The sequence below is a fragment of the Nocardia sp. NPDC087230 genome (assembly GCF_044744725.1).
GTDB lineage: Bacteria > Actinomycetota > Actinomycetes > Mycobacteriales > Mycobacteriaceae > Nocardia > Nocardia canadensis.
Genome location: NZ_JBIUYV010000002.1, coordinates 34692 through 60159, shown reverse-complemented (window position 1 = coordinate 60159; position 25468 = coordinate 34692). Strand labels below are relative to the sequence as shown.

The 25468-nt window shown below is 69.3% G+C and carries 21 protein-coding genes; 17 read left to right on the top strand and 4 right to left on the bottom strand.

Annotation, left to right across the window (positions count from 1 at the left end; genetic code table 11):
• Position 1: 1 nt before the first annotated feature.
• Positions 2–1843, bottom strand: coding sequence for a type VII secretion AAA-ATPase EccA (gene eccA / locus ACIO52_RS06635; protein ID WP_218717560.1), 1842 nt, complete (start codon positions 1841–1843; stop codon positions 2–4).
• 157 nt (positions 1844–2000) lie between these two features.
• Here eccA and eccD point away from each other — a divergent pair, with 157 nt between their 5' ends.
• Genes eccD through eccCa form a run of 3 tightly spaced genes read left to right on the top strand, consistent with a single transcriptional unit; the run spans position 2001 to position 8946 of the window.
• Positions 2001–3461, top strand: a complete 1461-nt coding sequence (eccD, locus tag ACIO52_RS06630) for a type VII secretion integral membrane protein EccD (protein WP_308248426.1) — start codon at positions 2001–2003, stop codon at positions 3459–3461.
• Positions 3458–4864, top strand: a complete 1407-nt coding sequence (gene mycP, locus ACIO52_RS06625; RefSeq protein ID WP_218717561.1) for a type VII secretion-associated serine protease mycosin — start codon at positions 3458–3460, stop codon at positions 4862–4864. The genes eccD and mycP overlap by 4 nt, the downstream gene beginning before the upstream one ends.
• Positions 4865–4875: 11 nt before the next feature.
• Complete coding sequence (eccCa, locus tag ACIO52_RS06620; protein ID WP_218717562.1) at positions 4876–8946, top strand: type VII secretion protein EccCa; 4071 nt, start codon at positions 4876–4878, stop codon at positions 8944–8946.
• A gap of 4 nt (positions 8947–8950) precedes the next feature.
• On the opposite strand, the gene ACIO52_RS06615 is transcribed toward eccCa, so the two are convergent.
• Together ACIO52_RS06615 and ACIO52_RS06610 are read right to left on the bottom strand one after the other, a co-directional pair.
• Complete coding sequence (locus ACIO52_RS06615; protein WP_402642252.1) at positions 8951–9550, bottom strand: GNAT family N-acetyltransferase; 600 nt, start codon at positions 9548–9550, stop codon at positions 8951–8953.
• Positions 9547–10356, bottom strand: coding sequence for a GntR family transcriptional regulator (locus ACIO52_RS06610; RefSeq protein WP_255587460.1), 810 nt, complete (start codon positions 10354–10356; stop codon positions 9547–9549). The genes ACIO52_RS06615 and ACIO52_RS06610 overlap by 4 nt, the downstream gene beginning before the upstream one ends.
• 281 nt (positions 10357–10637) lie before the next feature.
• On the opposite strand from ACIO52_RS06610, the gene ACIO52_RS06605 reads away from it, so the two are divergent.
• Positions 10638–11030, top strand: a complete 393-nt coding sequence (locus ACIO52_RS06605) for a DUF4254 domain-containing protein (RefSeq protein WP_218717565.1) — start codon at positions 10638–10640, stop codon at positions 11028–11030.
• 21 nt (positions 11031–11051) lie between these two features.
• Here the strand turns inward: ACIO52_RS06605 and ACIO52_RS06600 are convergent, their stop codons facing one another.
• Positions 11052–12539: an AAA family ATPase gene (locus tag ACIO52_RS06600; RefSeq protein ID WP_402643518.1), complete on the bottom strand. Its 1488-nt coding sequence runs from the start codon at positions 12537–12539 to the stop codon at positions 11052–11054.
• Positions 12540–14602: 2063 nt separating this feature from the next.
• On the opposite strand from ACIO52_RS06600, the gene infA reads away from it, so the two are divergent.
• The 13 genes from infA (at position 14603) to ACIO52_RS06535 (ending at position 25463) form a co-directional block, all read left to right on the top strand.
• Complete coding sequence (infA, locus tag ACIO52_RS06595) at positions 14603–14824, top strand: translation initiation factor IF-1 (protein ID WP_003418601.1); 222 nt, start codon at positions 14603–14605, stop codon at positions 14822–14824.
• A gap of 148 nt (positions 14825–14972) precedes the next feature.
• On the top strand, positions 14973–15086 hold the full coding sequence (rpmJ, locus tag ACIO52_RS06590) for a 50S ribosomal protein L36 (RefSeq protein ID WP_011207363.1): 114 nt from the start codon (positions 14973–14975) through the stop codon (positions 15084–15086).
• Between the two features lie 179 nt (positions 15087–15265).
• Positions 15266–15637: a 30S ribosomal protein S13 gene (rpsM, locus tag ACIO52_RS06585; protein ID WP_019045109.1), complete on the top strand. Its 372-nt coding sequence runs from the start codon at positions 15266–15268 to the stop codon at positions 15635–15637.
• Positions 15638–15646: 9 nt separating this feature from the next.
• Entirely contained in the window at positions 15647–16060 is a 414-nt protein-coding gene (gene rpsK, locus ACIO52_RS06580; protein WP_019045110.1) for a 30S ribosomal protein S11, read from the top strand.
• 22 nt (positions 16061–16082) lie between these two features.
• Positions 16083–16688: a 30S ribosomal protein S4 gene (gene rpsD / locus ACIO52_RS06575; RefSeq protein ID WP_218717566.1), complete on the top strand. Its 606-nt coding sequence runs from the start codon at positions 16083–16085 to the stop codon at positions 16686–16688.
• A gap of 91 nt (positions 16689–16779) precedes the next feature.
• Complete coding sequence (locus tag ACIO52_RS06570) at positions 16780–17838, top strand: DNA-directed RNA polymerase subunit alpha (RefSeq protein ID WP_022567324.1); 1059 nt, start codon at positions 16780–16782, stop codon at positions 17836–17838.
• A 46-nt stretch (positions 17839–17884) separates the two neighbouring features.
• Entirely contained in the window at positions 17885–18397 is a 513-nt protein-coding gene (gene rplQ / locus ACIO52_RS06565; protein WP_019045113.1) for a 50S ribosomal protein L17, read from the top strand.
• A gap of 82 nt (positions 18398–18479) precedes the next feature.
• The gene (gene truA, locus ACIO52_RS06560; protein WP_316573554.1) at positions 18480–19319 is read left to right on the top strand and encodes a tRNA pseudouridine(38-40) synthase TruA; all 840 of its coding nucleotides are present in this window, start codon (positions 18480–18482) and stop codon (positions 19317–19319) included.
• A 125-nt stretch (positions 19320–19444) separates the two neighbouring features.
• Positions 19445–20611, top strand: coding sequence for a hypothetical protein (locus tag ACIO52_RS06555; RefSeq protein WP_402642243.1), 1167 nt, complete (start codon positions 19445–19447; stop codon positions 20609–20611).
• A 461-nt stretch (positions 20612–21072) separates the two neighbouring features.
• On the top strand, positions 21073–22050 hold the full coding sequence (locus tag ACIO52_RS06550; protein WP_316573556.1) for a helix-turn-helix domain-containing protein: 978 nt from the start codon (positions 21073–21075) through the stop codon (positions 22048–22050).
• Between the two features lie 301 nt (positions 22051–22351).
• Positions 22352–23305, top strand: coding sequence for a helix-turn-helix domain-containing protein (locus ACIO52_RS06545; RefSeq protein ID WP_218717570.1), 954 nt, complete (start codon positions 22352–22354; stop codon positions 23303–23305).
• Between the two features lie 85 nt (positions 23306–23390).
• Positions 23391–24356: a helix-turn-helix domain-containing protein gene (locus tag ACIO52_RS06540; RefSeq protein WP_402642240.1), complete on the top strand. Its 966-nt coding sequence runs from the start codon at positions 23391–23393 to the stop codon at positions 24354–24356.
• Positions 24357–24458: 102 nt separating this feature from the next.
• Positions 24459–25463: a helix-turn-helix domain-containing protein gene (locus ACIO52_RS06535; RefSeq protein WP_402642237.1), complete on the top strand. Its 1005-nt coding sequence runs from the start codon at positions 24459–24461 to the stop codon at positions 25461–25463.
• Positions 25464–25468 lie beyond the last annotated feature (5 nt).

The following is a 25468-nucleotide window of genomic DNA, read 5'->3' as shown; positions in this document are numbered from 1 at the left end:
CTCAGCTCAGATTCGGCACCTGACCCACATTGAGCGTGGCGACGATCCCCTTCAACGCGGTGCGCATGTCGGTCTCCTCGATCCGCATGAGCACGTCGTCGTCGACCTCGGCCAGGTCGAGGCCGTCGGTGTTGGCCAGCCGGAACTCGCGTTCCTCCTCGGCCGCCTCGATCACGTTGCGGATGAAGCGGCCGTTGCCCGCCAGGTCGACACCGCGGCGCGGCTGCCCGCTCTGGTCGGTGCTCTCCAGGTCGTAGAGGAACCGGCAGGTCTCGATCAGGGTTTCCAGTGCTTCCGGCGCCAGCTGTGAATCGCGTCCGCTCGCGACGATTTCACCGATCTGGCCCAGTTCTTCGGCTGTGTACGAGGGGAATTGGAGGCGCTTGGCGAATCGCGACGCCAGACCGTCGTTGGCGGCCAGTAGCCGGTCGATCTCGCCGTCGTAGCCCGCGATGATCACCACGAGCCGATCGCGGTCGTTCTCCATGCGCGCCAGCAGCGTGTCCACGGCCTCGCGTCCGAACGCGTCACCGCCGGAAAGACCGGTCTGGATCAGCGTGTACGCCTCGTCGATGAACAGCACGCCGTCCATGGCGCTGTCGATCAGCTTCTCGGACTTGATGGCCGTGCCACCGAGGTTCTGGCTCACGAAGTCGACGCGCTTGGCCTCGACCACCTTGTCGGTCTTCAGCAGTCCGACACCGCAGTAGATCTTGGCGACCACACGCGCGATGGTGGTCTTGCCGGTGCCGGGCGGACCGGTGAAGGCCAGATGCTGGCCACGGGACTGGCTCGACAGACCCTTGCCCGCGCGGATCTTGGCGAGCTGCGCGGACGACTGCAGCTTGGCGACCTGGTTCTTCACCGACGCCAAACCGACCTGCTTGTCCAACTGCGCACGCGCCTCGGCGAGTACGGTTTTCGCGCGGTCCTCGGCAGCGGCTTCGTTCATCGCGGCCAGCGAGAGGGCCGAGGTGGGATCCCACTTGTCGGTGCGGGCGTCGATCACCTCGCGGCTGGTGACCACGATCCGGAAGGTGCGATCGCGCATGGCGTTGGTGTTGGCGGCGAAGTCGGGCAGCTGCGAATAGACCTGCTCGAACAGCTTCTGGGCCTCGGCCTCGTTGCCCGATTCCCGCAGGCACAGGCCCCGGTTGTACATCGCGGTGAACTTGGCCGACGGGATCGGGCCCGCCTCGGCCTGTTCCATCCGCCGGATGGCCTCGCCGAAGAGACCGAGCTGCGCGCACGCCGTACCGACCATCACGTTGGCGCCGGTGGCCAAGTACGGGTCCTTCCAGTCCGCCGAGCCGGCGAGCACGGTCATCACATCGGGCCAGCGCTGGGTGTTGTAGTGCAGGATGCCGCGGATGTAGGCGCTGATCCGGTCGTCGATCTGCTTGTCCGGATCGTCGGCACGGGTGGCGCGCAACTCGGCCAGCTTGTCGAGCACCTGCTCGGCCTGGTCGTAGTCCTTGTCGGCGATCAGCTGGGCCGCCCACGCGAGCCAGATCTCGGTGAGCCCGGCCAGCGGGTAGTCGATGTAGAGGCCGGGGAGGAACCGGCCCGCCATCGCCCGCGGCGCGAGGCCGAGCCTGCGCTGCTCGCGCCCGAGCGAATCGAGGCTGGTGCGATGCAGATTGAACAGCACCTCCTTGGTCACTTCGCCTGCGGCGGCGCGGCCGAGCCACGCGTCGCACATCGACGAATCCCATTCCGTCGCGCGCTGGAAGGCCAGCTTCGCGTACTCTTCGTCGCGCGCGGACTCCTGACCGTCGATGGACAGACCGAGCGAGAGGACGCCCGCGTCGAAGGCGCGCTGAGCCTGGCGAATGTCTGGCATGTGGTGTCGGACCCCGAAATCTTCGTCTGGTGGACAGCTGCTGTTCAATCCGGCGGCGGGACTTCGATCGCGCCGGTTTGCCCTGTCCGTTAGATTAGGTAACGCTGCCGTGTGGTCGCAACGGAAGTAGTCAGCTACGACTGAGAGTTCATCACTGGTGTCGACGTTGTTAGGCAATGAGCCCGAACTATGCCGAGTTTCAGTGATCGGGGGTGATACGCAGCTCGACATCGGCCTACCCGCCACGGTTCCGATCGCCGGATTCATCGGCGACCTGGTGGCCCTGATCCGTTCACGTGATCCCCGCCTGCCGGACGGGGACGAGGACTCCGCCCCGGTCCGCGCCCAGCACTGGACATTGGCCCGGCTCGGGCAGGACCCCCTCGCGCCGAGTCGCACCCTGACCGAGGCCGAGGTCTACGACGGCGAGCTGCTGGTACTGAGCCCGGTGACCCGCAAGGAGTCGCCCGCGCTCTTCGACGACGTGATCGACGCCGTATCCCGGCTCACCGCAGGCGAGTTCCGCGGCTGGTCCGGCACGGCGGCACGGTGGGCCGGACTGGTGATCGCGACGATCGCGATCGTCGCCGCGCTCGTGCTGCTCGCGGTCTCGCGCGCCGACAGCGATCCGCTCGTTCCGGCGTTCGCACTGCTCGGCACCGGCATCGCCGCGTCGGCGGCCGCCGGTATCGCCGCCCGCAAGTTCGCGGATTCGCTGACCGGCAACTGGCTTTCGCTCGACGCCCTGCTATTGCTGTTCGGCGGTGGCGCGCTGATCGTGCCCGGTCAGCTCGGCGCGGGGCAGGTGCTGCTCGGCAGCGTCGTGCTGCTGGTCGCGGCCATCGCGGGCTACCGGATCACCGGAATCGGCGCCGGGTTGTTCGCCGCCGCGATCACCCTGAGTGTGTTCGGCGCGGTGGCGGGCACCGTCTACCTGCTGTGGCATCCGGGGTTGGCCAAGCTGTTCGCGGGGGTGTTGGTCGCGGCGGTGATCCTGCTGTCGTCGGTGCCGCGGCTGGCCGCGGTGACAGCCCGGTTGCCGATTCCGCCGGTGCCGACAGCCGGTGGGGCGATCGACCCCGCCGACCACGAACAGCGGCCGACGATCGAGGGTGTCGGCGCCGTCGGCGCGATCGCGCTGCCCTCGGCGGCGGGTCTCGGTGAACGTGCCCGTGTCGCCAATCAGATCCAGACCGGGCTGGTCATCGCCTGCGCGGTCGCCGCGCTGGTCGGCGCCGTCGGTGCGGCCGATCCGCTCGGGCCGTTCCACTCCGGTGGCGTCGCGCTCGCCGCGGTCGCCGCGGTCGTGCTCTGCCTGCGTGGGCGCTCCTACGCCGACCTGGTGCAGGCGGCCACCTTGATCACCGCGGGCGCGCTCATCATGATCGCGCTGCTGACCGGTCTCGGACTCGGGCACGATTCGCTGGAATTCGTCGCGGTCGCACTGCTGTTGCTGACCGCGGGCAGTGTGATCGGGTTCGGCGTGATCGGCCCGCATCTCGAGGTGACCCCGGTGACCAGGCGGATGATCGAAATCTTCGAGTATCTGCTGATCATCACGATGGTCCCGCTCGCGCTGTGGGTCATGGACGTGTACTCGACCGCTCGCAACATATGACCCGCGCACCCTTGCGGCGCGCGGTGCTCCGGCTGACCTGCGCGGCGACCGTGCTCGGCGCCGTGGCGGGTTTCCCGGCGCCCGCAGGCGCGATCGCCCCGCCCCGGATCGACCAGGGCGCGCTCGACGCGGCGCTCGCGCTCAGCGGCAGGCCGGCCCCGCTCGAGCCGACCGAACAGCGCGAACTGTGCGCCGAACCCGTGCTGCGCGGGAGCGCGCCGAGTGAGCCACCGATGGCGCAGCGGGTGCTCGACCTGCCCTCGGCCTGGCAGTTCAGCCGCGGCGCCGGTCAGAAGGTCGCGGTGATCGACACCGGCGTCAACCGGCATCCGCGGCTACCCGCGCTGCAGGCGGGCGGTGACTACGTGAGCGATTCCGACGGCACTGTCGACTGCGACGGGCACGGCACGCTGGTGGCGGGCATCATCGCCGCGCGGCCCGCACCCGAGGACGCGTTCGTCGGGGTCGCTCCCGAGGCGGAGATCCTCACCATCCGCCAGCTCAGCCTCGCCTACGAAGCCAAGGATCGCGGCGCGGACAAGTCGCAGGGGTCGTTGCGCAGCGACGGATACGGCAGCGTGCTCACCCTTGCCGGCGCCGTCGTCCGCGCGGTCGACATGGGCGCGACCGTGATCAACATTTCCGAAGTAGCGTGCACCGCGGCCGGTTCCAACACCGCCGACGGCGCGCTCGGCGCTGCCGTGAAGTACGCCTACGACCGCAATGTGGTGGTCGTCGCGGCCGCGGGCAATGTGGAGCAGGGCGGACCGTGTCAGAACCAGAACGAAGGTTCGGGCTGGAGTTCGGTGACCACCGTCGCCTCGCCGGCCTGGTTCGCCCCGTACGTGCTCGCGGTCGGCTCGGTCGACGCCGACGGCAAACCCTCGGCGCTGTCGCTGCGTGGTCCGTGGATCGGGGCCGCCGCGATCGGGCGCAACATCGTGTCGCTGGACAGCAAACCGGGCGGCGCGGGCCTGGTCGACGGAGTCCAGACGATGGACGGCGTGCAGCCGGTCGACGGAACCAGTTTCGCCGCACCGTATGTCGCCGGGCTGGCCGCGCTGATCCGGTCGCGCTATCCGGAACTGTCCGCGCAGCAGGTGATCGAACGGATCACTCGCACCGCGCACGCGCCGGGCCGCGGGCGCGACGACGCCATCGGGGCCGGCCTGATCGATCCGCTGGCCGCGCTCACCGCGCCGCTGGCCACCGAGCCACCGAGCGAGGGCGCCGATGTCGGGCACGCGATCGCGGCGCCCTACGTGGCGCCCGAGCCGGATCCGCGACCGCGCCGGGTCGCGATCATCGGTTCGCTGACCCTGTTGGCCGCGTTGGGAATCGGCGCCGCGTTCGGCTTTCCGTTCCGCAGGCGCGGTGCCGACCTCAACCAGGAATTCGAGTAGTAGAGGGATCGATGGCTACCGAAGGTTTCGTTCGTCGCCCCCGGATCGCGCCGCCGCGCGCACCGGGCGGTGAAGTCGCGCTCACCCCGCCGCCGGAGATCCAGCGCGCCATCCCGTCGCCGCTGATGATGAAGCTGATGCCGGTCATCATGGTGGTCGCGGTCGTCGGCATGATCGCGATGATGGTCTCGATGGGCCGCAATCTGCTGGCCAATCCGATGATGATGATGTTCCCGATGATGATGCTCATGTCGATGGTCGGCATGATGGCCGGCATGCGCGGGGGCGGCCCCAAGCGCGCCGTCGAGCTCAACGAGGAACGCAAGGACTACTTCCGGTACCTCGATCAGGTGCGCAAGGACGTGCGCACCACCGGCAGCAAACAGCTGGAGACGCTCGGCTGGAGTCATCCCGAACCGGCCGACCTGCCCGCACTGATCGGCAGCAGGCGGATGTGGGAGCGCCGCCCCAACGACCCGGATTTCGGGCACGTGCGGGTCGGCGTCGGCAGCCATCGCCTCGCCACCAAGCTGGCGCGTCCGGAGACCGGTCCGCTGGAAGACCTCGAGCCGGTCTCGACCGTGGCGCTGCGCCGGTTCGTGCGCACCCATTCGGTCGTGCACGAGTTGCCGACCGCGGTGTCGATGCGCGCGTTCCCCGCCATCAATATCGGTGGCGACCTCGACGAAGGCCGTGAACTGGTGCGCGCCATGCTGATGGAGCTGACCACCTTCCACGGACCGGACAACCTCGTCGTCGCGATCGTCTGCGCCGACCCGGACGGGCACTGGGCCTGGGCGAAATGGCTGCCACACGTGCAGCATCCGTCGGTGCGCGACGGACTCGGCTCCGCCCGGATGATCTACACCTCGCTCGGCGAGCTCGAATCCGCGTTGCAGACCGAACTGATGGAACGCGGCCGGTTCATGCGCAACCCGCAGCCGACCCAGGGCCGGCTGCACGTGGTCGTGGTGATCGATGACGGCTACATCAGCGGAAACGAGCGCATCATCAGCGAATCCGGGCTCGACTCGGTGACCGTGCTCGACCTGACCGCACCCGAGAACGGTCTCGCGGCGCGGCGTGGTCTGCAGCTGGTCGTCGGCGACGGTGCGGTGTCGGCGCGCAGCGCCGCAGGCGTGGAGCGCTTCGCCACCGCCGACGAGGTCAGCGTGGCCGAGGCCGCGGCATTCGCCCGCGCCCTGGCGCGGTACCGGGTGGCGACAGCCGCGCAGATCGTCAGCCTGGGCGAGGGGACCACCAGCGACCCCGGCCTGATGGCGTTGCTGCGCATTCCCGATGCGGCCCAGATCGATCCGGCCAGGGTGTGGCGGCCACGCACCGCGCGCGAGCGGCTGCGGGTGCCGATCGGCATCACACCGGACGGCACGCCGGTCGAGATCGACATCAAGGAATCCGCGGAGAACGGCATGGGCCCGCACGGGCTGTGCATCGGCGCGACCGGCTCCGGCAAGTCGGAATTCCTGCGCACGCTGGTGCTCTCACTGGTCACCACGCATTCGCCGGACGCGCTCAACCTGGTGCTCGTCGACTTCAAGGGCGGCGCGACCTTCCTCGGGCTCGACTCGTTGCCGCACGTCGCGGCCGTGATCACCAACCTGGAAGACGAACTCTCCCTGGTCGACCGCATGAAGGACGCGCTCGCCGGTGAGATGAACCGCCGCCAGGAGCTGCTGCGCTCGGCGGGCAACTACGCCAACGTCAACGACTACGAGAAGGCCAGGGCGGCGGGCGTTCCGCTCGATCCGCTACCCGCGCTGTTCGTGGTCGTCGACGAGTTCTCCGAATTGCTCTCGCAGAAGCCGGACTTCGCCGAGCTGTTCGTCATGATCGGCCGGCTCGGGCGCTCGCTGCACGTCCATCTGCTGCTGGCCTCGCAGCGCCTGGAGGAGAACAAGCTGCGCGGCCTGGAGTCGCATCTGTCCTACCGGATCGGTTTGCGTACCTTCTCGGCCAACGAGTCGCGCGCGGTGCTCGGCATCACCGACGCCTATCACCTGCCCAGTGTGCCCGGCGCCGGCTATCTGAAAAGCGATGCGTCCGAGCCGCTCCGATTCAACGCGAGCTATGTCTCGGGTCCGTATGTGGCGCCCGTCGGCACCGTCGTCGACGACGACGGCGCGCCGATGGGCGGCCAGCGACCGGTGGTGTTCACCGCCGCGCCGGTCGAGGTCACCGATGCCACGCCGGAGCCGATCGAGACCGACGACGATCCGATCCTGCGCGGCAGGCTGGAACTGCCGCCGCCACCGCCGAGCGTTCCGGTCGCCGAGGAGGGGATTCCGGACTCGCTGCTCGACGTCGTCGTCAAGCGGCTGACCGGCCACGGCCGCCCGGCCCACGAGGTCTGGCTGCCGCCGCTGGAGGAATCGCCGACCGCGGACATGCTGCTGCCCGACCCGGATTGGCGCTCGCCGGTGAACCGGCACGGTCAGCTGTGGATGCCGATCGGCGTGATCGACAAGCCCTACGAACAGCGGCGCGACGTGCTGACCATCAATCTGGCCGGCGCGCAGGGCAATGTCGCCGTGGTCGGTGGCCCGCAGTCGGGCAAGTCGACGACGCTGCGCACCATCATCATGGCCGCGGCCGCCACCCACACGCCCGAACAGGTGCAGTTCTACTGCCTGGACTTCGGTGGCGGCAGTATGGCCGGCCTGGTCGGCGTCCCGCACGTCGGTTCGGTGGCGGGCCGGCTCGACGGTGACCGGGTGCGGCGCACCATCGCCGAGCTCACCACCCTGATGCGGCAGCGCGAGGAACGGTTCGCCGAACTGGGCATCGAGTCGATGACCGAGTTCCGCAGGCGCAAGTTCTCGGCGCTGGAAGCCAGACAGATCAACGGCACCACCGCGCCACCCGGGGACCCGATGTCCGCCGACCAGTTCGGCGACGTCTTCCTGGTGATCGACGGATGGGGCGCCATCCGTGAGGAATTCGATCTGCTGGAACCGCAGATCAACGCCATCGCCACCCAGGGTCTCTCGTTCGGCGTCCACCTGATGATCGGCGCGTCCCGCTGGGCGGAGATCCGCCCGGTGGTCAAGGACCAGATCGGCACCCGGCTCGAGCTGCGCCTCGGTGACCCGGGTGATTCCGAGATGAATCGCCGCACCGCGCACCAGGTTCCGGTCGGCAGGCCGGGCCGCGGTCTCACCGCCGAACAACTGCACATGCTGATCGCGTTGCCCCGCTTGGATTCCGACTCCGATCCCGCGAGCATCGCCGACGGCGTCACCAGGGCACGCGAGGAGCTGATCGCGCTCTACCCCGGCCGGCGCGCGCCCGAAGTGCGCATGCTGCCGCTGAGCTTCCCGCGCGAGCAGGTCATCGCCGCCGCCAGGGACCAGGGCGTCGTACTGGATCGCACCAAGGTCGTCGTCGGTCTCGGCGAGTCCGAATTGCAGCCACTGGTACTCGATTTCGGGGTCGAGCCCCACTTCATGGCCTTCGCCGACGTGGAATGCGGCAAGACCACGTTGCTGCGCAACATCGTGATGAGCATCGCCGAACAGTCCACCGCCGCCGAGGCGAGGGTGATCCTGATCGACTACCGGCGCACGATGCTCGGCGTGCTCGAGGGTGACCAGCTGGCAGGCTATTCGACCTCGTCGCAGACCTGTGGGCCGATGATCCAGGAGGTCGCCGCCTACCTGGCCAAGCGGATCCCCGGCTCCGACATCACCCAGCAGCAGCTGCGCGAACGCAGCTGGTGGTCGGGCCCGGAGATCTATGTCGTCGTCGACGACTACGACATGGTGGTCACCGGTTCGGGCAATCCGTTCGCGCCGCTGCTCGAGTACCTGCCCCAGGCCCGTGACATCGGCCTGCATCTCGTCGTCACCCGCCGGATCGGTGGCGCCTCGCGTGCGCTCTACGACCCGGTGCTCGGTGCGATGAAGAACCTGTCGGTCCAGACCCTGATCATGAGCGGGTCAAGGGACGAGGGAAAGCTGGTCGGTGACGTGCGCCCGAGCAAGATGCCGCCCGGTCGCGGCACGCTGGTCTCGCGCAGTCAGGGCATCGAGTTGGTCCACATCGCCGACCTGCCGCCGGTGTAGCGGGTCAGCCGGGCAGTCGGCCGATCGGCAGCGCCTGGGTACCGGCCCGGTGGTGGGCCTGCCGGGAGATCGGCGGGCCGCACCAGCTGTCGGTCCGTCGCTCGAACAGGGCGCAGGACGGGCCGTCCGCGCGCGGCCCCGCGATGCGCGCCAGCGTGAAGCCTGCCCGGCGGTAGTACTCGTGGAGTTGGTGGTTGGACGTCCAGGCGTCGAGCCGGACCCAGTCGCGGTGCTTCTGATCGGCCAGCCGGGCGGCGTGCGCGAGCATCCGATGCCCGACCTGTCTGCCCGCGAACCGCAGGTCCACGATCATGAAATGCACGATCACCGCCTCGGCCAGCTCCCACGGCGACCACAGGCCCGGATCGGCCCGCTGGTTGACGGTGATCGTGCCCGCCGGTTCCCCGTCGACCTCGGCGATCCACGTCTCGCCCGCGTCCAGCGCCCGGCCGACCGCGCCGGCGAAGATCTCGATGGGACGGCCCCGGCCCGCGACCGTCCACTGGTCGGAACCGCGCGCGGTGAGCCAGGCGGTGCGTTGCACCCGCAGGCGGCAGATCAGCGGCAGGTCGCCCAGGGCGGCCGGGCGCATCCCCACGGTCATGGCAATGCGACGGCAGGTCCGGGTGCGATGCCGAGGGTGTGGGCGATGACGGCGGTGCCCGCCGCGTCGCCGAGTTGGTAGGCCAGCCGGTTGCGGCCCGCCAGGGAACGATGCCGGGTCGCCCGGGTGACCCGTTCGTGGTTGGCGCCGATGCGCAGGTGGTCGAGCAGGACGGTGCCGGTGGCGACGCCGAGCACGGCCGCCTCCTCGGCGGTGGCGGGCCGGGCGGCGAGGGTGTCGCGGTGGGCGGTCTCGCCGTAACCACGGTCGGCCAGCCGACGGGTGGTGCCCTCGGGAATGTCGTGGGGGGAATCGATGCCGGCGGCTTCGGCGAGATCGCGTGGGTAGAAACTCACCTCCCACGACCACGGTTCGTTGTCGAGGTATTGCACCACTGTGCGGGCCAGCACCCAGGAGTCGACGGCGACTCCGAGCCATTGCGCGACCTGGTCGTCGGCGGGCTCCATCCTGGTGCTGAACTCCTTGGCGGGCTCGCGGTTGGCGGCGCGCGCGATCTCTTCGAAGATGTCGTGCGCCGAGCGCGGCCGGTCCGGGCGGATGTGGTCGGTGACCACCGATTCCAGTACTTCCTGGTTTCGGACGATGGTGCCGCGGGAAGTAGCTGTGTAGACAAGGTTTTCGGCGACGAGCACTTGGATCGCGTTGCGCGAGGTGGTGATCGAGACCTGCATCTGCTCGGCCAGTTCGGCATGACTGGGCAGTCGATCGCCCGGCTTCCACGTGCCCGCGCGGATCTCCTCGCGGAGGAGGTCTGCGATCCGGAGGTAGGTCGGACCGTCCGCCATCATGCTCCTCGGTAGGTCGTGCAGGTAACGAAGTGTACTCGTCTGCGTTACCTACGGCCGAGTAATGCTTGACAGGAAGCTTGCGAGGTTTATTGTAATGAACGTCCTGATCCGGTGCTGTGCGGCGACGACGGCGAGGCAACGTGGCTGGTTCGGAGAGTTCTACGGTCGTAATGGCTTTCCCCGACACCTTGCGGTGTGTCGATCCCGCCGGGCCGCCGGCGACTACCGGCCTCCTGCCGCTCTCCGACCTTCTCGTCCGGGCGTGTCGCGGACATCGGGTGGTGGGGGGACCACTGCTGTGGTTCGCGCGTGATCTCGCGGTCCTGCACGAGAAGCGCATCGTCGGGCGCGGCGGATTCGTCGACACCGATCCGGTGGTCCTGCGTGAGATCGATTGCCGCCGAGCCGAACTGGTCCTCGCGATCGACGACTGGGTGCATCGCGGCGTCCCGCAGCACCGCCTGGGCGCGACCCTGCACACCGAGACGATCGGCGCGGTCATCGACCGGCTGGCCGAGTCCTCGGTGCGGGCGCATCACGCCCTGATGACCATGCCCGCCAACGACGAGATGCTGCACTGCGCGTGGCACCACCTGGCCGAACTGGCCGACGCCTACGACGACCTGGTCCGCGACGTGATCGCCGGTCGCCGCAGGCTGCCGGAGTGGTGACCGGTCGGCCCGCGGCGTCTCTCAGCCGAAGCGGTGGTGGTCTACCCCGAACTCGTCGGCGACGGTCGCCGCCAGTTCCACGTACGCCCGCTTGGTCGTCTTGTGCAGCCGGTGCAGATCGATCTCGGCGCCCTCCGACAGGTGCTCGTCGAACGGGATGATGTGCACGGCCCGGCAGCGCGAGAGGAAGTACTCGCGCAATTGCTGGACACCGACATTCGGTGAACCCTCACGCGGCAGGTTGATCACCACGACCGCGTTGCGGACCAGGTGGTCGTGCCCGTGCAGCGACAGCCAGTCCAGCGTCGCCGCGGCACTGCGCGCGCCGTCGATCGCCGCCGACGAGATCAGCACCAGTGAGTGCGCCAGATCGAGCACGCCGCTCATCGCCGAGTGCATCAGGCCGGTGCCGCAGTCGGTGAGAATGATGTTGTAGAACCGCTGCAGGATCCGGGCCACGGCCCGGTACTCCTCGTCGTTGAACGACTCCGACGCGGCCGGATCCCGTTCGCTGGCAAGCACTTCCAGCCTGCTCGAACTCTGCGAGGTGTGGCGGCGGACATCGGAGTAGCGCTCGATCGACGGATCGAGCAGCAGGTCGCGCACGGTCGAGCGGGTCTGCAAGGCCACGCGCTGCGACAGGGTGCCGAAGTCGGGGTTGGCGTCGACCGCGATCACCCGGTCGCCGCGGATCGAGGCGAAGATCGAACCGAGGCCGGTGGTGGTCGTCGTCTTGCCGACACCGCCCTTGAGCGAGAGCACCGCGATCCGGTAGTCACCGCGCACCGGCTGCCGGATGCGGGCGACCAGTTCCTGCAGGCGCCGCTCCTCGGCGGACATCCCCGGATTGATCGCACCACCCGAAACATGGTGCACCGCTTTACGCCAGCCACTGCCCGGCGCCTTCTTGACCCGCTTGACCGGCACGTTGTCGAGCGACGGCGGCTGGTAGCCGTGCTGGGCGTGCGCGCCCCAGCCGGGCTGCTGGTACTGGCCGGGTTGCTGGTACTGGCCCGGTGCCTGCTGGTACGGCGGCACGGTCGGGCCGCCCTGGAACTGCTGGGGCGCGACGTCACCCGGCTGCTGGTACGGCTGGACTCCGTCGGGGCGCTGGAACTGCGGCGCGGGGGTGCCATCGGGCAGGTACTGCGGCGCGGGGGAACCGTCGGGCAGGTACTGCGGTGCCGGGGAACCATCGGGCAGCAATTGCGGTGCCGCGCCGTCCGGCCGCTGGTACGGCGGGACCTGGGCCGCATCGGGCTGCGGTACGGGCGCGCCGTCCGGACGGTGATACGACTCGGGCAGGTGGTGCGCGGGATCGCTCGGCTGGTACCGGCCAGGGGCCTGCTGATAGGGCGAGACCGGGTTCGGTGGCTGCGCGAATTCGCCGGAGCGGAAACCGGTTTGCGGTGCCTGCGGCTGCTGTCCGGCCTGCCAGGTGGGCGGCGCGTAGTCGCCGGGGGCTTGATTCCGAGCGGCCTGAATCCGCGGGTCGTCGCCGCGGAACATCTCGGTCTGCGCGTCCGGCGTCGACGGGGTACCTGTGCCGTGCGACGGATCGCCGGGAATCGCCTTGTACTGCGACGAATGGTAGGTCGGCGTCTGCGAGACGTAGTGCGACTGTTCGGGGCCCGGCGCCTGCGGCGGAGCGATCGACTCGCCGGGACGATACGGGGACCCCGCGCCGCTGGGCGGCGTGGATTCGCCTGCGCTGTAAGCGGACCGGGACTCGGGGGCACTCGACGGCCTACCGCCGGTGAGATCACCCGGCAGGCTCATGCGAGTGGTGGCGTCGGCCGGCGCGGCTGTGGTGGGCGCGGCATCGTCAGGTGACGGTGCAGTGCGCGGGGTGGCCTCCGCCGATGTCGCTGGACGCGTCGGTGTGTCGGAGGTCGACGGGTTGTCCAGGCGCGCAGGCGGTTCCGGCAGAGGTGGCGGAATCCGTGAGGCGTCAGGTGACAGTGCGTCGGTGGGGTACGTGGTACCCGTGGCGGATCGGTCGTCCAGGTGCGCGGGCGGTTCCGGCAGGCGCGGGGGAGTCCGCGTGGCATCCGGTGCCGCCGATGCCGTGTCACCGCTCGTCGCGGCTGCGGACTCCGGCTGATCGAGGCTGTGCCGACCGCGGGTGCTGCCTGCCTGTTCGCTGGACTCGGACGGGGCGAGTTCGCCCGACTTCGCCGGTGCGGCATCGGCCGGGTCCGGCAGTGGTCGGGCAACGGGCGCAGATGCCTGGTCGGGCGTGCGCGCGAGGTGCGCTTCCGGCGACGGCGGGCGCACGTCGGCGACCGCGTCATCGGGCGTCGGCCACCCGCCCACCGAGGCGGCACCGGTCGACGGAGCACCGGTAGCGGCATTCGTCACCGGGCCGAGCAGCGGGTCAGCGCTACCGGTCGACGGCGCGGGCGATTCGACGGCGGACGTCGGCATCGGGGCGAGGAGCGGGTCGGACGGGGCAGAGGTGGAGGGCTCGCCCGGTGCGGTCAGGCGCGGTGGCGCTTCGGTCGGCCGGGTGCGCGTGGGCGGATCCGGCAGCGGCGGGGGCGGCGGCAGGTCGGGGAGCTGGCGCTGTTGCTGGCCGGGGCCCAGGGGGGTGAACCCGTTCGACGGTGGCGCGGGCGTGCGTGTGGGCAGGGCAGGGCCGGAATGGTCGTCCGCCGATGCGGTCGGGTCGGCGTAGGAGGTGGCGGAGTGATGGGGCGGACCGGTGGGGGACACCGGGTCGGCGTAGGAGGCGGCGGAGCTCTCGTGCGGGCCGGTCGGGCCGACCTGCGGCGCGGCGGCCGGGCCACCGTGCGACGGCGGGCTCTGCGGAAAGGAGGTGCCCGTGGGCATCGACGGGTCGCCGGTGGGCGCGGGTGCGGGCGGTGCCACCGGGGCGCTGTCGTTGTACGGTGCCCGCTCCTGCGGCCACGGCGGCGGCGAACCAGCGCCGACGGTCGGTCCACCCGGCCATCCGGCGCTCGGCTGATCGCCGGGAATCAGTGGGTTGGCGGTCTCGGCGGTCCACTCCGACTGCCGCCTGGGCGGCTGTTCGGCGGGTGGCCGCTGCGTGATGGGCTCGGGGGCGGGATCGGGCCGGTGCTGCTCGGGCTGCTGGTCCTCGCCCTTGCGCCGGCGGCCGCGCTTGTCCTTCTTGGCATCGTCGTTCCCGCCACGGCCCATGAAGCGGCGGCGTTTGGGTGCCTCGTCGATCAGGTCGTCCTGGGGGAGGTTCTCGACCGGAGCCTCGTAGCCGACCTGGGTGACTTCGCTCTCCGACAGCCACGGCGGCAACATGGGGAGGCTGTCGTTGTTACGACTCACCGGCGCGTTCCGCTCACCAGGGTCCCCCGATCTGCTCGACCCACATCTCCGACGCCGGTGAGTTTACGCGACAACCCCGGCGCGGTGGTGGGCGGTCCGGGCGGCCGACCCCGCCGGACCGGCGGCCGGTTCGGGGCGTTTTTGCCTCTGGAGTGCAGTACCGGTAAGCTTGAGCGGCGGTGCACCTATGCGCCGACTGTTCGCATGCCAGCGAGCAGCTACGAGGCAATCCAACTCAGGTTAGAAGCATAACCGGGATCGCGGAGGATATGGCGAAGAAAGACGGGGCCATCGAGGTCGAGGGTCGAGTTGTCGAGCCGCTGCCCAATGCGATGTTCCGGATCGAGCTCGAGAACGGTCACAAGGTTCTCGCGCACATCAGCGGAAAGATGCGGCAGCACTACATTCGTATCCTTCCGGAAGACCGTGTGGTCGTCGAGCTGTCGCCGTACGACCTCTCTCGCGGCCGGATTGTCTACCGCTACAAGTGAGACCCGCTCGACGCCGCGAGCCTGACGGCACGCGGCGTCGCATGGTGTTCCGGCCCTGGTCGGAGCGCGCTACAAGACTTCCCCAGTCGTCGGCTGGGGAAAAACTGTGTTCACAGACCCTTGTGGACCAAGAAAAGATTGGACGGACGTGAAGGTTCAGCCGAGCGTCAAGAAGATCTGCGAGAAGTGCAAGGTGATCCGCCGCCACGGCCGGGTCATGGTGATCTGCGACAACCTGCGCCACAAGCAGCGTCAGGGCTGATCCAGCCTCACCGCCGGGCACCGATCGTCTGATCGGACTGACCGAAAAGAAGAACTCCCAGCTCCAGCACGCACGCAGGCTGTGCGCGCCAACCACCGGTACGGAGGCCGGTGCCCCCACCTGAAAGACGGGGGGACGGACAGGGAGCAGACCTCCGCAACCATTAAGGAACCTGCCACATGGCACGTCTGATGGGCGTCGATCTCCCGCGCGAAAAGCGCATGGAGATCGCGTTGACCTACATTTTCGGAATCGGGCGCACCCGCGCCACCGAGATCCTGGCTCAGACCGGCGTCAGCCCGGACCTGCGCTCGAAGGATCTCAGCGACGACGACCTGACCAAGCTCCGCGACTACATCGAGGCGTCGGAGTTCAAGGTCGAAGGTGACCTGCGCCGCGAGGTCCAGGCCGATATTCGCCGCAAGATCGAGATCGGCTGCTACCAGGGCATCCGCCACCGTCGTGGCCTGCCCGTTCGTGGTCAGCGCACCAAGACCAACGCGCGTACGCGCAAGGGTCCGAAGAAGACCGTCGCCGGCAAGAAGAAGTAGGGATAGCGTATGCCTCCGAAGAGCCGGGCCGCTGGCCCGAAGAAGACTCAGAAGTCGCGTCGCCGGGATAAGAAGAACATCCCGCACGGCCACGCGCACATCAAGAGCACGTTCAACAACACCATCGTCTCGATCACCGACCCCGAGGGCAATGTCATCTCGTGGGCGTCGTCGGGCCACGTCGGCTTCAAGGGTTCGCGTAAGAGCACCCCGTTCGCCGCGCAGCTCGCCGCCGAGAACGCTGCCCGCAAGGCGCAGGAGAACGGTGTCAAGAAGGTCGACGTGTTCGTGAAGGGCCCGGGTTCGGGCCGCGAGACCGCGATCCGTTCGCTCCAGGCCGCAGGCCTCGAGGTCGGCTCGATCTCCGACGTCACCCCCCAGCCCCACAACGGCTGCCGGCCGCCCAAGCGTCGTCGCGTCTAGCGGGAAAGGAAACAGCTAAAAAATGGCACGTTATACAGGCCCCATCACCCGCAAGTCGCGTCGTCTGCGCGTCGACCTCGTCGGAGGCGACCAGGCGTTCGAGCGTCGTCCTTACCCGCCCGGCCAGCACGGCCGCGCGCGGATCAAGGAATCCGAGTACCTCATGCAGCTGCAGGAGAAGCAGAAGGCTCGCTTCTCCTACGGCGTCATGGAGAAGCAGTTCCGTCGCTACTACGAAGAGGCCAACCGCCTCAAGGGCAAGACCGGCGACAACCTGCTGCGTCTGCTCGAGTCGCGTCTGGACAACGTCGTGTACCGCGCCGGTCTGGCGCGCACCCGTCGTCAGGCTCGTCAGCTCGTCAGCCACGGCCACTTCGTGGTCAACGGCGTCAAGGTGAACGTCCCGAGCTACCAGGTCTCCCAGTACGACATCATCGATGTCAAGGAGAAGTCGCTGCCGACCCTGCCGTTCCAGGTCGCGCGTGAGACCGTCGGCGAGCGTCCGGTTCCCGGTTGGCTGCAGGTCGTCCCCGGCCGCCTGCGCATCCTGGTGCACCAGCTGCCCGAGCGCGCGCAGATCGATGTGCCGCTGCAGGAACAGCTCATCGTCGAGTACTACTCGAAGTAAGCGCTTTTGGTGGGGGTCGCGCACACGGCGACCCCCGCACTCACTGACGAGGCATCAAATAGCGGATGCCCTGAACAGGAAGTAGATCCTCATGCTGATTTCCCAGCGTCCGACACTGACCGAAGAGGTTGTGGCGGAGAACCGCTCGAAGTTCACCATCGAACCCCTCGAGCCGGGCTTCGGTTACACCCTCGGCAACTCGCTGCGTCGTACCCTGCTGTCCTCCATCCCGGGGGCCGCGGTCACGAGCATCCGCATCGACGGTGTCCTGCACGAGTTCACCACCGTTCCCGGTGTGAAGGAAGACGTCACCGACATCATCCTGAACCTCAAGGGTCTGGTCGTGTCCTCCGAAGAGGACGAGCCGGTCACCATGTACGTGCGTAAGCAGGGCCCCGGCACCGTCACCGCTGGTGACATCGTGCCGCCCGCCGGCGTCGTCGTGCACAACCCGGACATGCACATCGCCACCCTGAACGACAAGGGCAAGCTCGAGATCGAGCTCGTCGTCGAGCGGGGTCGCGGTTACGTGCCCGCCGTGCAGAACAAGGCGACCGGTGCGGAAATCGGCCGGATCCCGGTGGATTCGATCTACTCCCCGGTGCTCAAGGTGACCTACAAGGTCGAGGCCACCCGTGTCGAGCAGCGCACCGACTTCGACCGTCTCATCCTCGACGTGGAGACCAAGAACTCCATCACGGCGCGGGACGCGCTGGCTTCGGCCGGCAAGACCCTGGTCGAGCTCTTCGGCCTGGCCCGTGAGCTCAACGTCGAAGCCGAGGGCATCGAGATCGGCCCCAGCCCGGCCGAGGCGGATCACATCGCCTCGTTCGGTCTGCCGATCGAGGACCTGGACCTCACCGTCCGGTCCTACAACTGCCTCAAGCGCGAGGGTGTGCACACCGTGGGCGAGCTCGTCGCCCGCACCGAGTCGGATCTGCTCGACATCCGTAACTTCGGCCAGAAGTCCATCGACGAGGTGAAGGTCAAGCTCCACGCGCTGGGCCTCTCGCTCAAGGACAGCCCGGCGTCGTTCGACCCGTCCTCCGTGGTGGGTTACGACGCGAGCACCGGAACGTGGAGCGACAGCGGCACGTTCAGTGACACCGACGGCGGCGAGCAGGACTACGCCGAGACCGAACAGCTCTAGGTCGCCAGGGGGGCACCCCCGGTGAACCTTTCCCAAGGAGAATCCAATGCCTAAGCCCAAGAAGGGTGCTCGCTTCGGCGGGTCGGCGTCGCACCAGAAGGCGATCTTCGCCAACCTGGCCACGGCGCTTTTCGAGCACGGTCGTATCACGACCACCGAGTCGAAGGCCAAGGCGGTTCGCCCCTACGCCGAGAAGCTCATCACCAAGGCGAAGGGCGGCACTCTCGCCGACCGTCGCGAGGTCATGAAGGTCATCCGCAACAAGGACATCGTGCACGCGCTGTTCGCGGAGATCGGCCCCTCGTTCGAGGGTCGCGAGGGTGGCTACACCCGCATCACCAAGGCGCTGCCGCGCAAGGGTGACAACGCGCCGATGGCCGTCATCGAGCTGGTCCGCGAGAAGACCGTGACCAACGAGGCCGATCGGGCTCGTCGCGTCGCCGCTTCGCAGAAGGCCGAGGCCGCCCCGGCCGCCGAGGCCGAGGAGACCGTCGTCGAGGAGACCGTGGCCGACGCCCCGGCCGCCGACGAGGCCACCGAGGACAAGAAGGACGCCTGATTCTCTTCGAGTCCGGCCGAGCCCGTCACCCTTCGTGGGTGACGGGCTCGTTCTTTTGCCAAAGACAGGTGCGGAGGAAGCGATGGACGACACCGAGCGGGAAGCGATCCGGGTGCGGCTCGGGATCAGCTACGACGGCACCGATTTCACCGGCTGGGCGCGTCAGCCGGGACTGCGCACGGTGCAGGGCACGCTCGAGGAGTCGCTGTCGAAGGTGTTCCGCGAACCGATTCAGCTCACCGTCGCCGGGCGCACCGACGCCGGGGTGCACGCCGAGGGCCAGGTCGCGCATTTCGACACCACCGGCGAACTCGACGCCGACAAACTGCTGTACCGGATGGCGCGGTTCCTGCCCAAGGACGTGCGCATCACCGAGGTCTCGCCCGCGCCGCCGCACTTCGACGCCCGCTTCTCCGCGACCCGTCGCCACTACGTCTACCGGTTGACCACCGCCCGCTACGGCGCCGAGCCGTTGCAGGCCCGCAGCGTTGTCGCCGCCAAGCCCGGTCTCGACCTCGACGCCATGCGCGCGGCGTCCCGGCAGCTGCTCGGGCTGCACGACTTCGCCGCCTTCTGCCGCCGCCGCGAGGGCGCGACGACGGTGCGTGAGCTGCAGCGGTTCGACTGGGAGCGCGACGGCGAGCTGCTGAACGCGCGGGTCAGCGCGGATGCCTTCTGCTGGTCGATGGTGCGCAGCCTGGTCGGCGCCGTGCTGGCCGTCGGCGAGGGCCGCCGCACGCCCGAGTGGGTGGCGAGCCTGCTGACCGAGACGGAGCGATCGAGCTCGGTGACCGTCGCGCCCGCGCACGGCCTGAGCCTGGTGCGCGTCGACTACCCGGCCGATGCCGACCTCGCCGCGCGCAACGCCCAGACCAGGGAAACCAGGACGCTGCCCGCCGCGGGCGGGTGCTGCGGGGAGTAGCCGCCGCGCGGTTGCTGTCGCCACCGGGCGCACGGCGATACGATGGCAGACTCGACGTCAGCGAGAAAGCCGGGCAGATGGCAGACGATTCTGGTGGACGTGCCCGTACGGTCAGGCGGATTGCCGTGGCCTTGCTGGTCTGCGCGACCGGCGGGCTCACCCTCGTGACGGTGCTCGCCGGCTACGCGCGCGCCGAGCTCCTCGATACCGATCACTACGTCGAGACCATGGCCCCGCTGGCCCACGATCCGGTGATCCAGGACGCCGTCGCCGGTGCGCTGACCCAGGCGGTCATGACACGCGTCGATGTGCGCGGTGCCGCCACCGAACTGGTCGACGCGCTCGACGACCGTCGTGACCTCAGACCGCGCGTCGAGGCGGCGCTGCGCAGTGTGCCGACCCTGCTGGCCACGCAGTCCGAGGCGCTGGTGCGCGACGCGGCGGACACGCTGGTGCGCAGCGACTCCTTCGCCCGCCTGTGGGAGTCGGCGAACCGGCAGGCCCATCGCGCTCTCGTCGCGTCGCTCACCGGGGTGGACGACGGTGTGCTGCGGGTGAGTACCGACGGCGTCGTCTCGCTGTCGCTGGAACCGATGCTGCGCGAGGTGGAGACGCGGCTCGCGGATCGTGGCTTCGACCTGGCCCGCCTCGATGTCGATCCGCAGGGCGAGTTCGTCCTGATCGAATCCGCCGACCTGGCGAAAGCCCAACGGGCCGTGCGGCTGCTCGACCGGGGCGCGATCGTGCTCGGCGTCGCCGCGCTGGGCTGCGCGATCGGCGCGGTGCTGGTGGCGGGCAGCGGTTCTCGGCGACGGGCGCTGCTCGCGGTGGCCCTGAGCATGCTGGTGTCGATGGTGGTGCTCAGCGCCGCCCTGCTGATCATGCGCACGGTCTATCTCGACCACGTACACAACGTCTCGCAGGAGGTGGCGAGGACGGTCTACGACACCCTCGCCCAGCCGCTGCGGGTGACCACGCGGGTGGTCGCGCTGGTCGCCGCGTTCACGGCGCTCGGCGCCTTCCTGGCCGGGCCGTCGACCCTCGCCACCAAGATGCGCGACACCCTCGACGGCGCGATCGCGCGGACGCGGCGCGGGGAGGGCGGCCGGGCCTCCCGCTTCGCCGCCGCGTATCTCGGCCCACTGCGGGCCGCGGTGTTGGTCGTCGCCGCGACGGTGTTCGTCCTCTGGGACTACCCGACACCGTGGGTGACCGCGCTCATCGCCCTGGCGGCGGTGGTGGCCTTGCTGGTGCTGCAGATCCTCGCCCGCCCCCACCGTCGTGTGGCGTGAGCGGCGGTGGGACAACCACCGATTCCGGATAGCGTGCACCACCCCGGGTGACAACCGTTCGGGCGGAGGTGTCGAGGCAACGGCCGGCAGGCCACCGAGCCGGCTGGGCACGGCGTGCCGCTGGTCGCCTCGGCGCCGGTGACGGCGGCAGGGTCGACTGCCCGGCCCGGCCGGGGCCAAAGCGATGGTGCGGCAACGGGTTCTGGCGCCGTTGTCTACGATGCGGATGGAGCGTGCCAAGACGTTGCTGCGGATGGAGCCGGCGGGCCCGCTCGTTGCGGTGGCGGCCGCGGCGGGTTCGCCGCGGAGCGGCGGTTCTGCCGGGCGTTCCGGGCGGCAACCGTGGTGACTTCGGCGGAGTTCCGGGCGAAGCCGCAGGCCGCGCACTTCGTTAGCTAGTCGAACGGTGATGTTCGTCAAATTTCCTGACAGCGGGTCGGCGCCGGTGGAACGATCGGGCGATGCAGGGGTTCGAGGGTTTTCCCGAAGTCTGCTCGACCGAGCCGACGGCGACGCCGGACGCGTTCGGATTCTGGGCGGACCTGGTCGGGAGTGCGCTCACCGAGGTCTCGATCGCGCCCACGGTCGACGGCGAGTTCGCGGGCCGGATCCGCTCGGCGGACTTCGGTGACGTGGCCGTGGGGACAGTGCGGGTGCAGGGGCACGAGCTGCGCCGCACCCGGCGGCACATCGCCAGGGCCGGCGAATTCCATGTCATCGGCAGCGTCGTGCTCGGCGGCCGGGCGGAGGTGGAGCACGCGGGACATCGCGTCGTGCTGACGCCGGGGTCGATGATCTTCTACGACACCTCCCGTCCGATCCGGTGGCGGTCGGACGCCCCGATCGAGGATCTGACGATCCGGGTGCCCCGCCAGCGGGTCGTCGACTTCCTGGGGATCAGAGCCGAGGCGCTGCCCGCCGGGATGATGCTGGGCGCCGGTGGGGTCGGCGCGACGCTCGCCCGGTTCTTCCAGCGGGTGGCCGAACTGCACTATTCCGATCCGGCCGCCGCCGGGATGCTGGCCGCCAGCGGGATCGATCTCGTCGGGGCGGCCGCGGTGATCGCCGCGGGTGGGCGCCCCGGTCACGCGCAGGCGGAGGCGATGAGCAGTCAGCGCGTGCTGGACTACGTGCGCGCCAACTTCACCGATCCCGGCCTGACGGTCGATCGGATCGCCGATGCCTGCCGGGTGTCGCGCCGCACGCTGTATCGCATCGTGGCGGAGTTCGAGGGTGGGCTCGGCGCGGTGCTGCGCGGGCTGCGGGTGGAGCGGGCCCGAAAGTTGCTGGAGGCCGGGGACATCGGCTCGATCGCGACGGTCGCCGCGGCCTCCGGCTTCGCCACCGAACGGCAGTTCTACCGAGTGTTCCGGGAGGTCACAGGAATGACACCGGGCGAATACCGGATGGTTGCCCGGGCGCGAGTGGCGTTGCGCTGAGCGTGACCCGGCGACGCGCGGGGGTCGGTGATCAGCATCACAAGGTGGCGGCGGTCATGCGGCGGAGCGGGCCAAATCTCCTGTAAAGGCCGGGGTCGGTTGAAGATTTGAGTTTAGTTGATATTTCCATTTCGAATCACTCGTTGGCAACGACCCGCTGAATCTGGCAGGCTCGGACACCGGGCGACGGGTGATTCGTTGTTGCGCCCACGGTTTGCTGGTCGGTTCGCAGGAAAGCGAGGTGGTTGGCGTGGAGTCGTCTGAGCCTCTCGTCGAACTGAGACTGGACGACAGTCCGGAGATGGCCGCGGGTGAGGCCTTCGCGGAGTGGGAATCCCTGCTGTCGGAGAGCTATGTGCCACTGGCGGTGGATCCCGAACGCGACGAGGTGTTCCACGGCCGCATTGTGCGCGGCAGCCTGCCCGGCTTCGAATTGTCGACCGTCGGCGCCAGTGGCCAGCGTATTCGGCGTACCAAGAGCGGTATCGCGCGCACCGACGGGGAGTTCCTGTTCGTCAGCATCCTCACCGAGGGATTCGGCAGGCTGCACCAGGACGGGCGGATCGCGGTGCTGCGTCCGGGCGACATGGTCTTCTACGACACCACCCGCCCCTATCACTGGGACATCGACGGCTCCTGGTCGCAGGTGGTGGCCCGCGTCCCGCTGTCGGTCCTCGGCGAACACATCCCCACCGGGCGCGACGCGCTGCCCACGGCGACGACGGTGCACGCCGAGAGTCCGGCAGGCGTCGTCGCCGGGTTCTTCCGCGATCTGGCCCGCATCCAGCAGAGCGCGCCCGAGCAGGCGGTCGTCCTGGCGGACAACGGGGTCAAGCTGCTGGCGTCGGCGGTCACGCTCGCCGGTGGCGCGCTGCCGACCGGGCAGTCGGCCCAGGCGCTGTCGCGGGAGCAGGTGCTGTCGTTCATGCGGTCCAGGTGCACCGATCCGGCCCTGACCGTCGACGAGATCGCGCGCGCGTGCCTGGTGTCGCGGCGCAGCCTGTACCGCCTCTTCGACGAGACCGGCGACGGCCTGAGCACGGTGCTGCGGCGCATGCGGGTCGAGTGCGCGCAGGTGCTGCTGCTGCGCGATGCCGGCCGGTCGACATCCTCGATCGCGCTCGCCTCCGGCTTCGCCTCCGAGCGGCACTTCTTCCGCGCGTTCCGGGTGGAGACCGGGATGACGCCGGGGGAGTATCGCCTGGTCACCGGGCAGGTGCCCGCGAGCGGCGAGCCTCGCCGCCACACCGCGTGACCCCGCGTTTTCTGGGCGTTATGTCCGTATTCCCGTGGCATACTGTGCGCACGCAGGGCCGAGTGACGGAGGGGGCTGAGCGGTCATGAGCCAACGAACGACGGTGACCGTCCGGGCCGGCGACGAGCTGCCCCAGCGCGCGGTGGTCGAGCGGTGGGAATCGCTGATGAGCCAGACCTACATTCCGCTCGCCGTCGCGCCGCACCGTACGGAGGGTTTTCGGGGCCGGATCGCGGCGACGGCGTACGACGATCTGCTGGTCACCTCGGTGCAGGCCGGCGCGCAGACCGTGCGCCGGACGCCGCGGCAGGTCGAGGCCGCCGCCGACCGCCACATCCTGGCCAGCATCTACCTGGGCGGACGTGGGGTGCTGCACCAGGACGGCCGGTCTGCCCACGTCGACGCGGGCAGCATGGTCATCTACGACAGCGCCCGGCCCTATCGCTGGGAGGTCGACGAGGACTTCGACAAGGTTGTCGTCCAGGTGCCGATCGACGCGCTGGCCGCGGTCGGCGCACCCCTGGCCACCATCCCGTCGGCCATCGCGCTCGGGCCCGAACATCCCGCCGCCGCGGTCGGCGCGTACTTCCGCGGGCTGGCGGGCATGCAGCACGGCGACCCGGTGGTGGCCGCCGAGCTCGCGCGCCATGGCGTCGGACTGCTGGCCTCGGCGCTGCAACTCGCGGCGGGGTCGCTGCCGCGGGGCCCGTCGGCCGCCGAATCGACCCGGGCCGGAATCCTCGCTTTCATGCGGCGCCGGTTCGCCGACGCCGATCTCACCGTCGATACCGTCGCGCAGCGATTCGCGATCTCGCGCCGCACCCTGTACCGGCTGTTCGAAGGCGACGAAAGCCCGGCCCGACGATTGCTCCGACTGCGCCTCGAACACGCGTGCGAATTATTGCGCGACGGGCACATGCGGCCGATCGAAGAGGTGGCCGCGGCCGCCGGATTCGCCGCCGAGCGTCACTTCTACCGGGTGTTCCACGCGGAATTCGGAATGGCGCCGGGGGAATACCGTGCGGGATATGCGATGTGTGCCGGGCTGTAATCGAAAAGAATTCTTTTCCATCGGTGATATCCTCTTCCCAGTCGAGGGGGGTACTCGACGAGTCTCTACGTCGTGTGAATGCGAATACGACGAGGTGTCCCGATGACAGTCGATGTTCCGGCAGCAGTTGATCAGTCGCGTCTTCCCGGGGTGCTCGCGGTCGGCACCGGCGGGGCCGACGAGCAGTTCCAGCAGTGGGAAGCCATGCTGACGCAGACCTACGTGCCACTGGCCGCCCGCCCGGCGGGCGCGGAATCGTTCCACGGCCGCATCGCCCACCATGCCTATCCGGACTTCGGTCTGTCCCGGCTGGCCTCGACTCGTCAGCAGGTCACCAGGACGCGGTCGCTGATCGCGCGGGCCGTCGAGGAGTACCTGCTGATCAGCATCCACACCCGGGGTTCGGCCGTGCTGAGTCAGCACGGCCGCAGCACCAGGGTCGGGGTGGGGGAGATGGTGTTCTACGAGTCGAACGCGCCGTACGAATGGCGGGTCGGCGAGGACATCGAGCAGGTCATCGTGCAGATCCCGATGGAAGCCGTGCGCCTGCGTCCGGGGATGTCGGCGGTGCGGGTCCCGGCCGCGCGCACCATTCCCGCCGACGGACCGGTCGCGATCGTCAGTGGGTTCCTGACCGACCTGGCGCGGTTGCAGGATCGCGATACCGCCCAGGCCGCCGCGCTCACCGAAACCGCCATCGACCTGATCGCCTCGGCGGCAGCGCTGGTGGCGGGTCAGCCGCTGGCCGGTCCCGGCGAGAGTTCGCTGACCCGCGAGGGCGTGCTGGCCTATGTGCGGGCCAACTACACCGATCCGACGTTGTCGATCGATGCCCTCGCGGCGGCGTGTTTCGTTTCCCGGCGATCGGTGTACCGCGTGTTCGAGGAGCAGGGTGAATCACCCACCGATCTGTTGCGGCGGCTTCGCGTGCGCCATGCGTGTGGAATGCTGGTCTCCAGACCAGACCTGACGTTCGCTGCCATCGGCGCGGCATCGGGCTTCGCCACGGAACGGCAGTTCTACCGGGCCTTTCGTCGGGAAACAGGCCGAACTCCCGGGGAGTACCGCCGGTTTGGCACGGACGGTCAGTCGAGTGGCACGGTATGACAGTT

Excerpts from the sequence above, each read along its gene's own strand:
- eccA (WP_218717560.1), bottom strand. The coding sequence starts at position 1,843 with ATGCCAGACATTCGCCAGGCTCAGCGCGCCTTCGACGCGGGCGTCCTC.
- mycP (WP_218717561.1), top strand. The coding sequence starts at position 3,458 with ATGACCCGCGCACCCTTGCGGCGCGCGGTGCTCCGGCTGACCTGCGCG.
- eccCa (WP_218717562.1), top strand. The coding sequence starts at position 4,876 with ATGGCTACCGAAGGTTTCGTTCGTCGCCCCCGGATCGCGCCGCCGCGC.
- ACIO52_RS06615 (WP_402642252.1), bottom strand. The coding sequence starts at position 9,550 with ATGACCGTGGGGATGCGCCCGGCCGCCCTGGGCGACCTGCCGCTGATC.
- ACIO52_RS06610 (WP_255587460.1), bottom strand. The coding sequence starts at position 10,356 with ATGGCGGACGGTCCGACCTACCTCCGGATCGCAGACCTCCTCCGCGAG.
- ACIO52_RS06600 (WP_402643518.1), bottom strand. The coding sequence starts at position 12,539 with ATGTTCCGCGGCGACGACCCGCGGATTCAGGCCGCTCGGAATCAAGCC.
- infA (WP_003418601.1), top strand. The coding sequence starts at position 14,603 with ATGGCGAAGAAAGACGGGGCCATCGAGGTCGAGGGTCGAGTTGTCGAG.
- rpsM (WP_019045109.1), top strand. The coding sequence starts at position 15,266 with ATGGCACGTCTGATGGGCGTCGATCTCCCGCGCGAAAAGCGCATGGAG.
- rpsK (WP_019045110.1), top strand. The coding sequence starts at position 15,647 with ATGCCTCCGAAGAGCCGGGCCGCTGGCCCGAAGAAGACTCAGAAGTCG.
- rpsD (WP_218717566.1), top strand. The coding sequence starts at position 16,083 with ATGGCACGTTATACAGGCCCCATCACCCGCAAGTCGCGTCGTCTGCGC.
- ACIO52_RS06570 (WP_022567324.1), top strand. The coding sequence starts at position 16,780 with ATGCTGATTTCCCAGCGTCCGACACTGACCGAAGAGGTTGTGGCGGAG.
- rplQ (WP_019045113.1), top strand. The coding sequence starts at position 17,885 with ATGCCTAAGCCCAAGAAGGGTGCTCGCTTCGGCGGGTCGGCGTCGCAC.
- truA (WP_316573554.1), top strand. The coding sequence starts at position 18,480 with ATGGACGACACCGAGCGGGAAGCGATCCGGGTGCGGCTCGGGATCAGC.
- ACIO52_RS06550 (WP_316573556.1), top strand. The coding sequence starts at position 21,073 with ATGCAGGGGTTCGAGGGTTTTCCCGAAGTCTGCTCGACCGAGCCGACG.
- ACIO52_RS06545 (WP_218717570.1), top strand. The coding sequence starts at position 22,352 with ATGGCCGCGGGTGAGGCCTTCGCGGAGTGGGAATCCCTGCTGTCGGAG.
- ACIO52_RS06540 (WP_402642240.1), top strand. The coding sequence starts at position 23,391 with ATGAGCCAACGAACGACGGTGACCGTCCGGGCCGGCGACGAGCTGCCC.
- ACIO52_RS06535 (WP_402642237.1), top strand. The coding sequence starts at position 24,459 with ATGACAGTCGATGTTCCGGCAGCAGTTGATCAGTCGCGTCTTCCCGGG.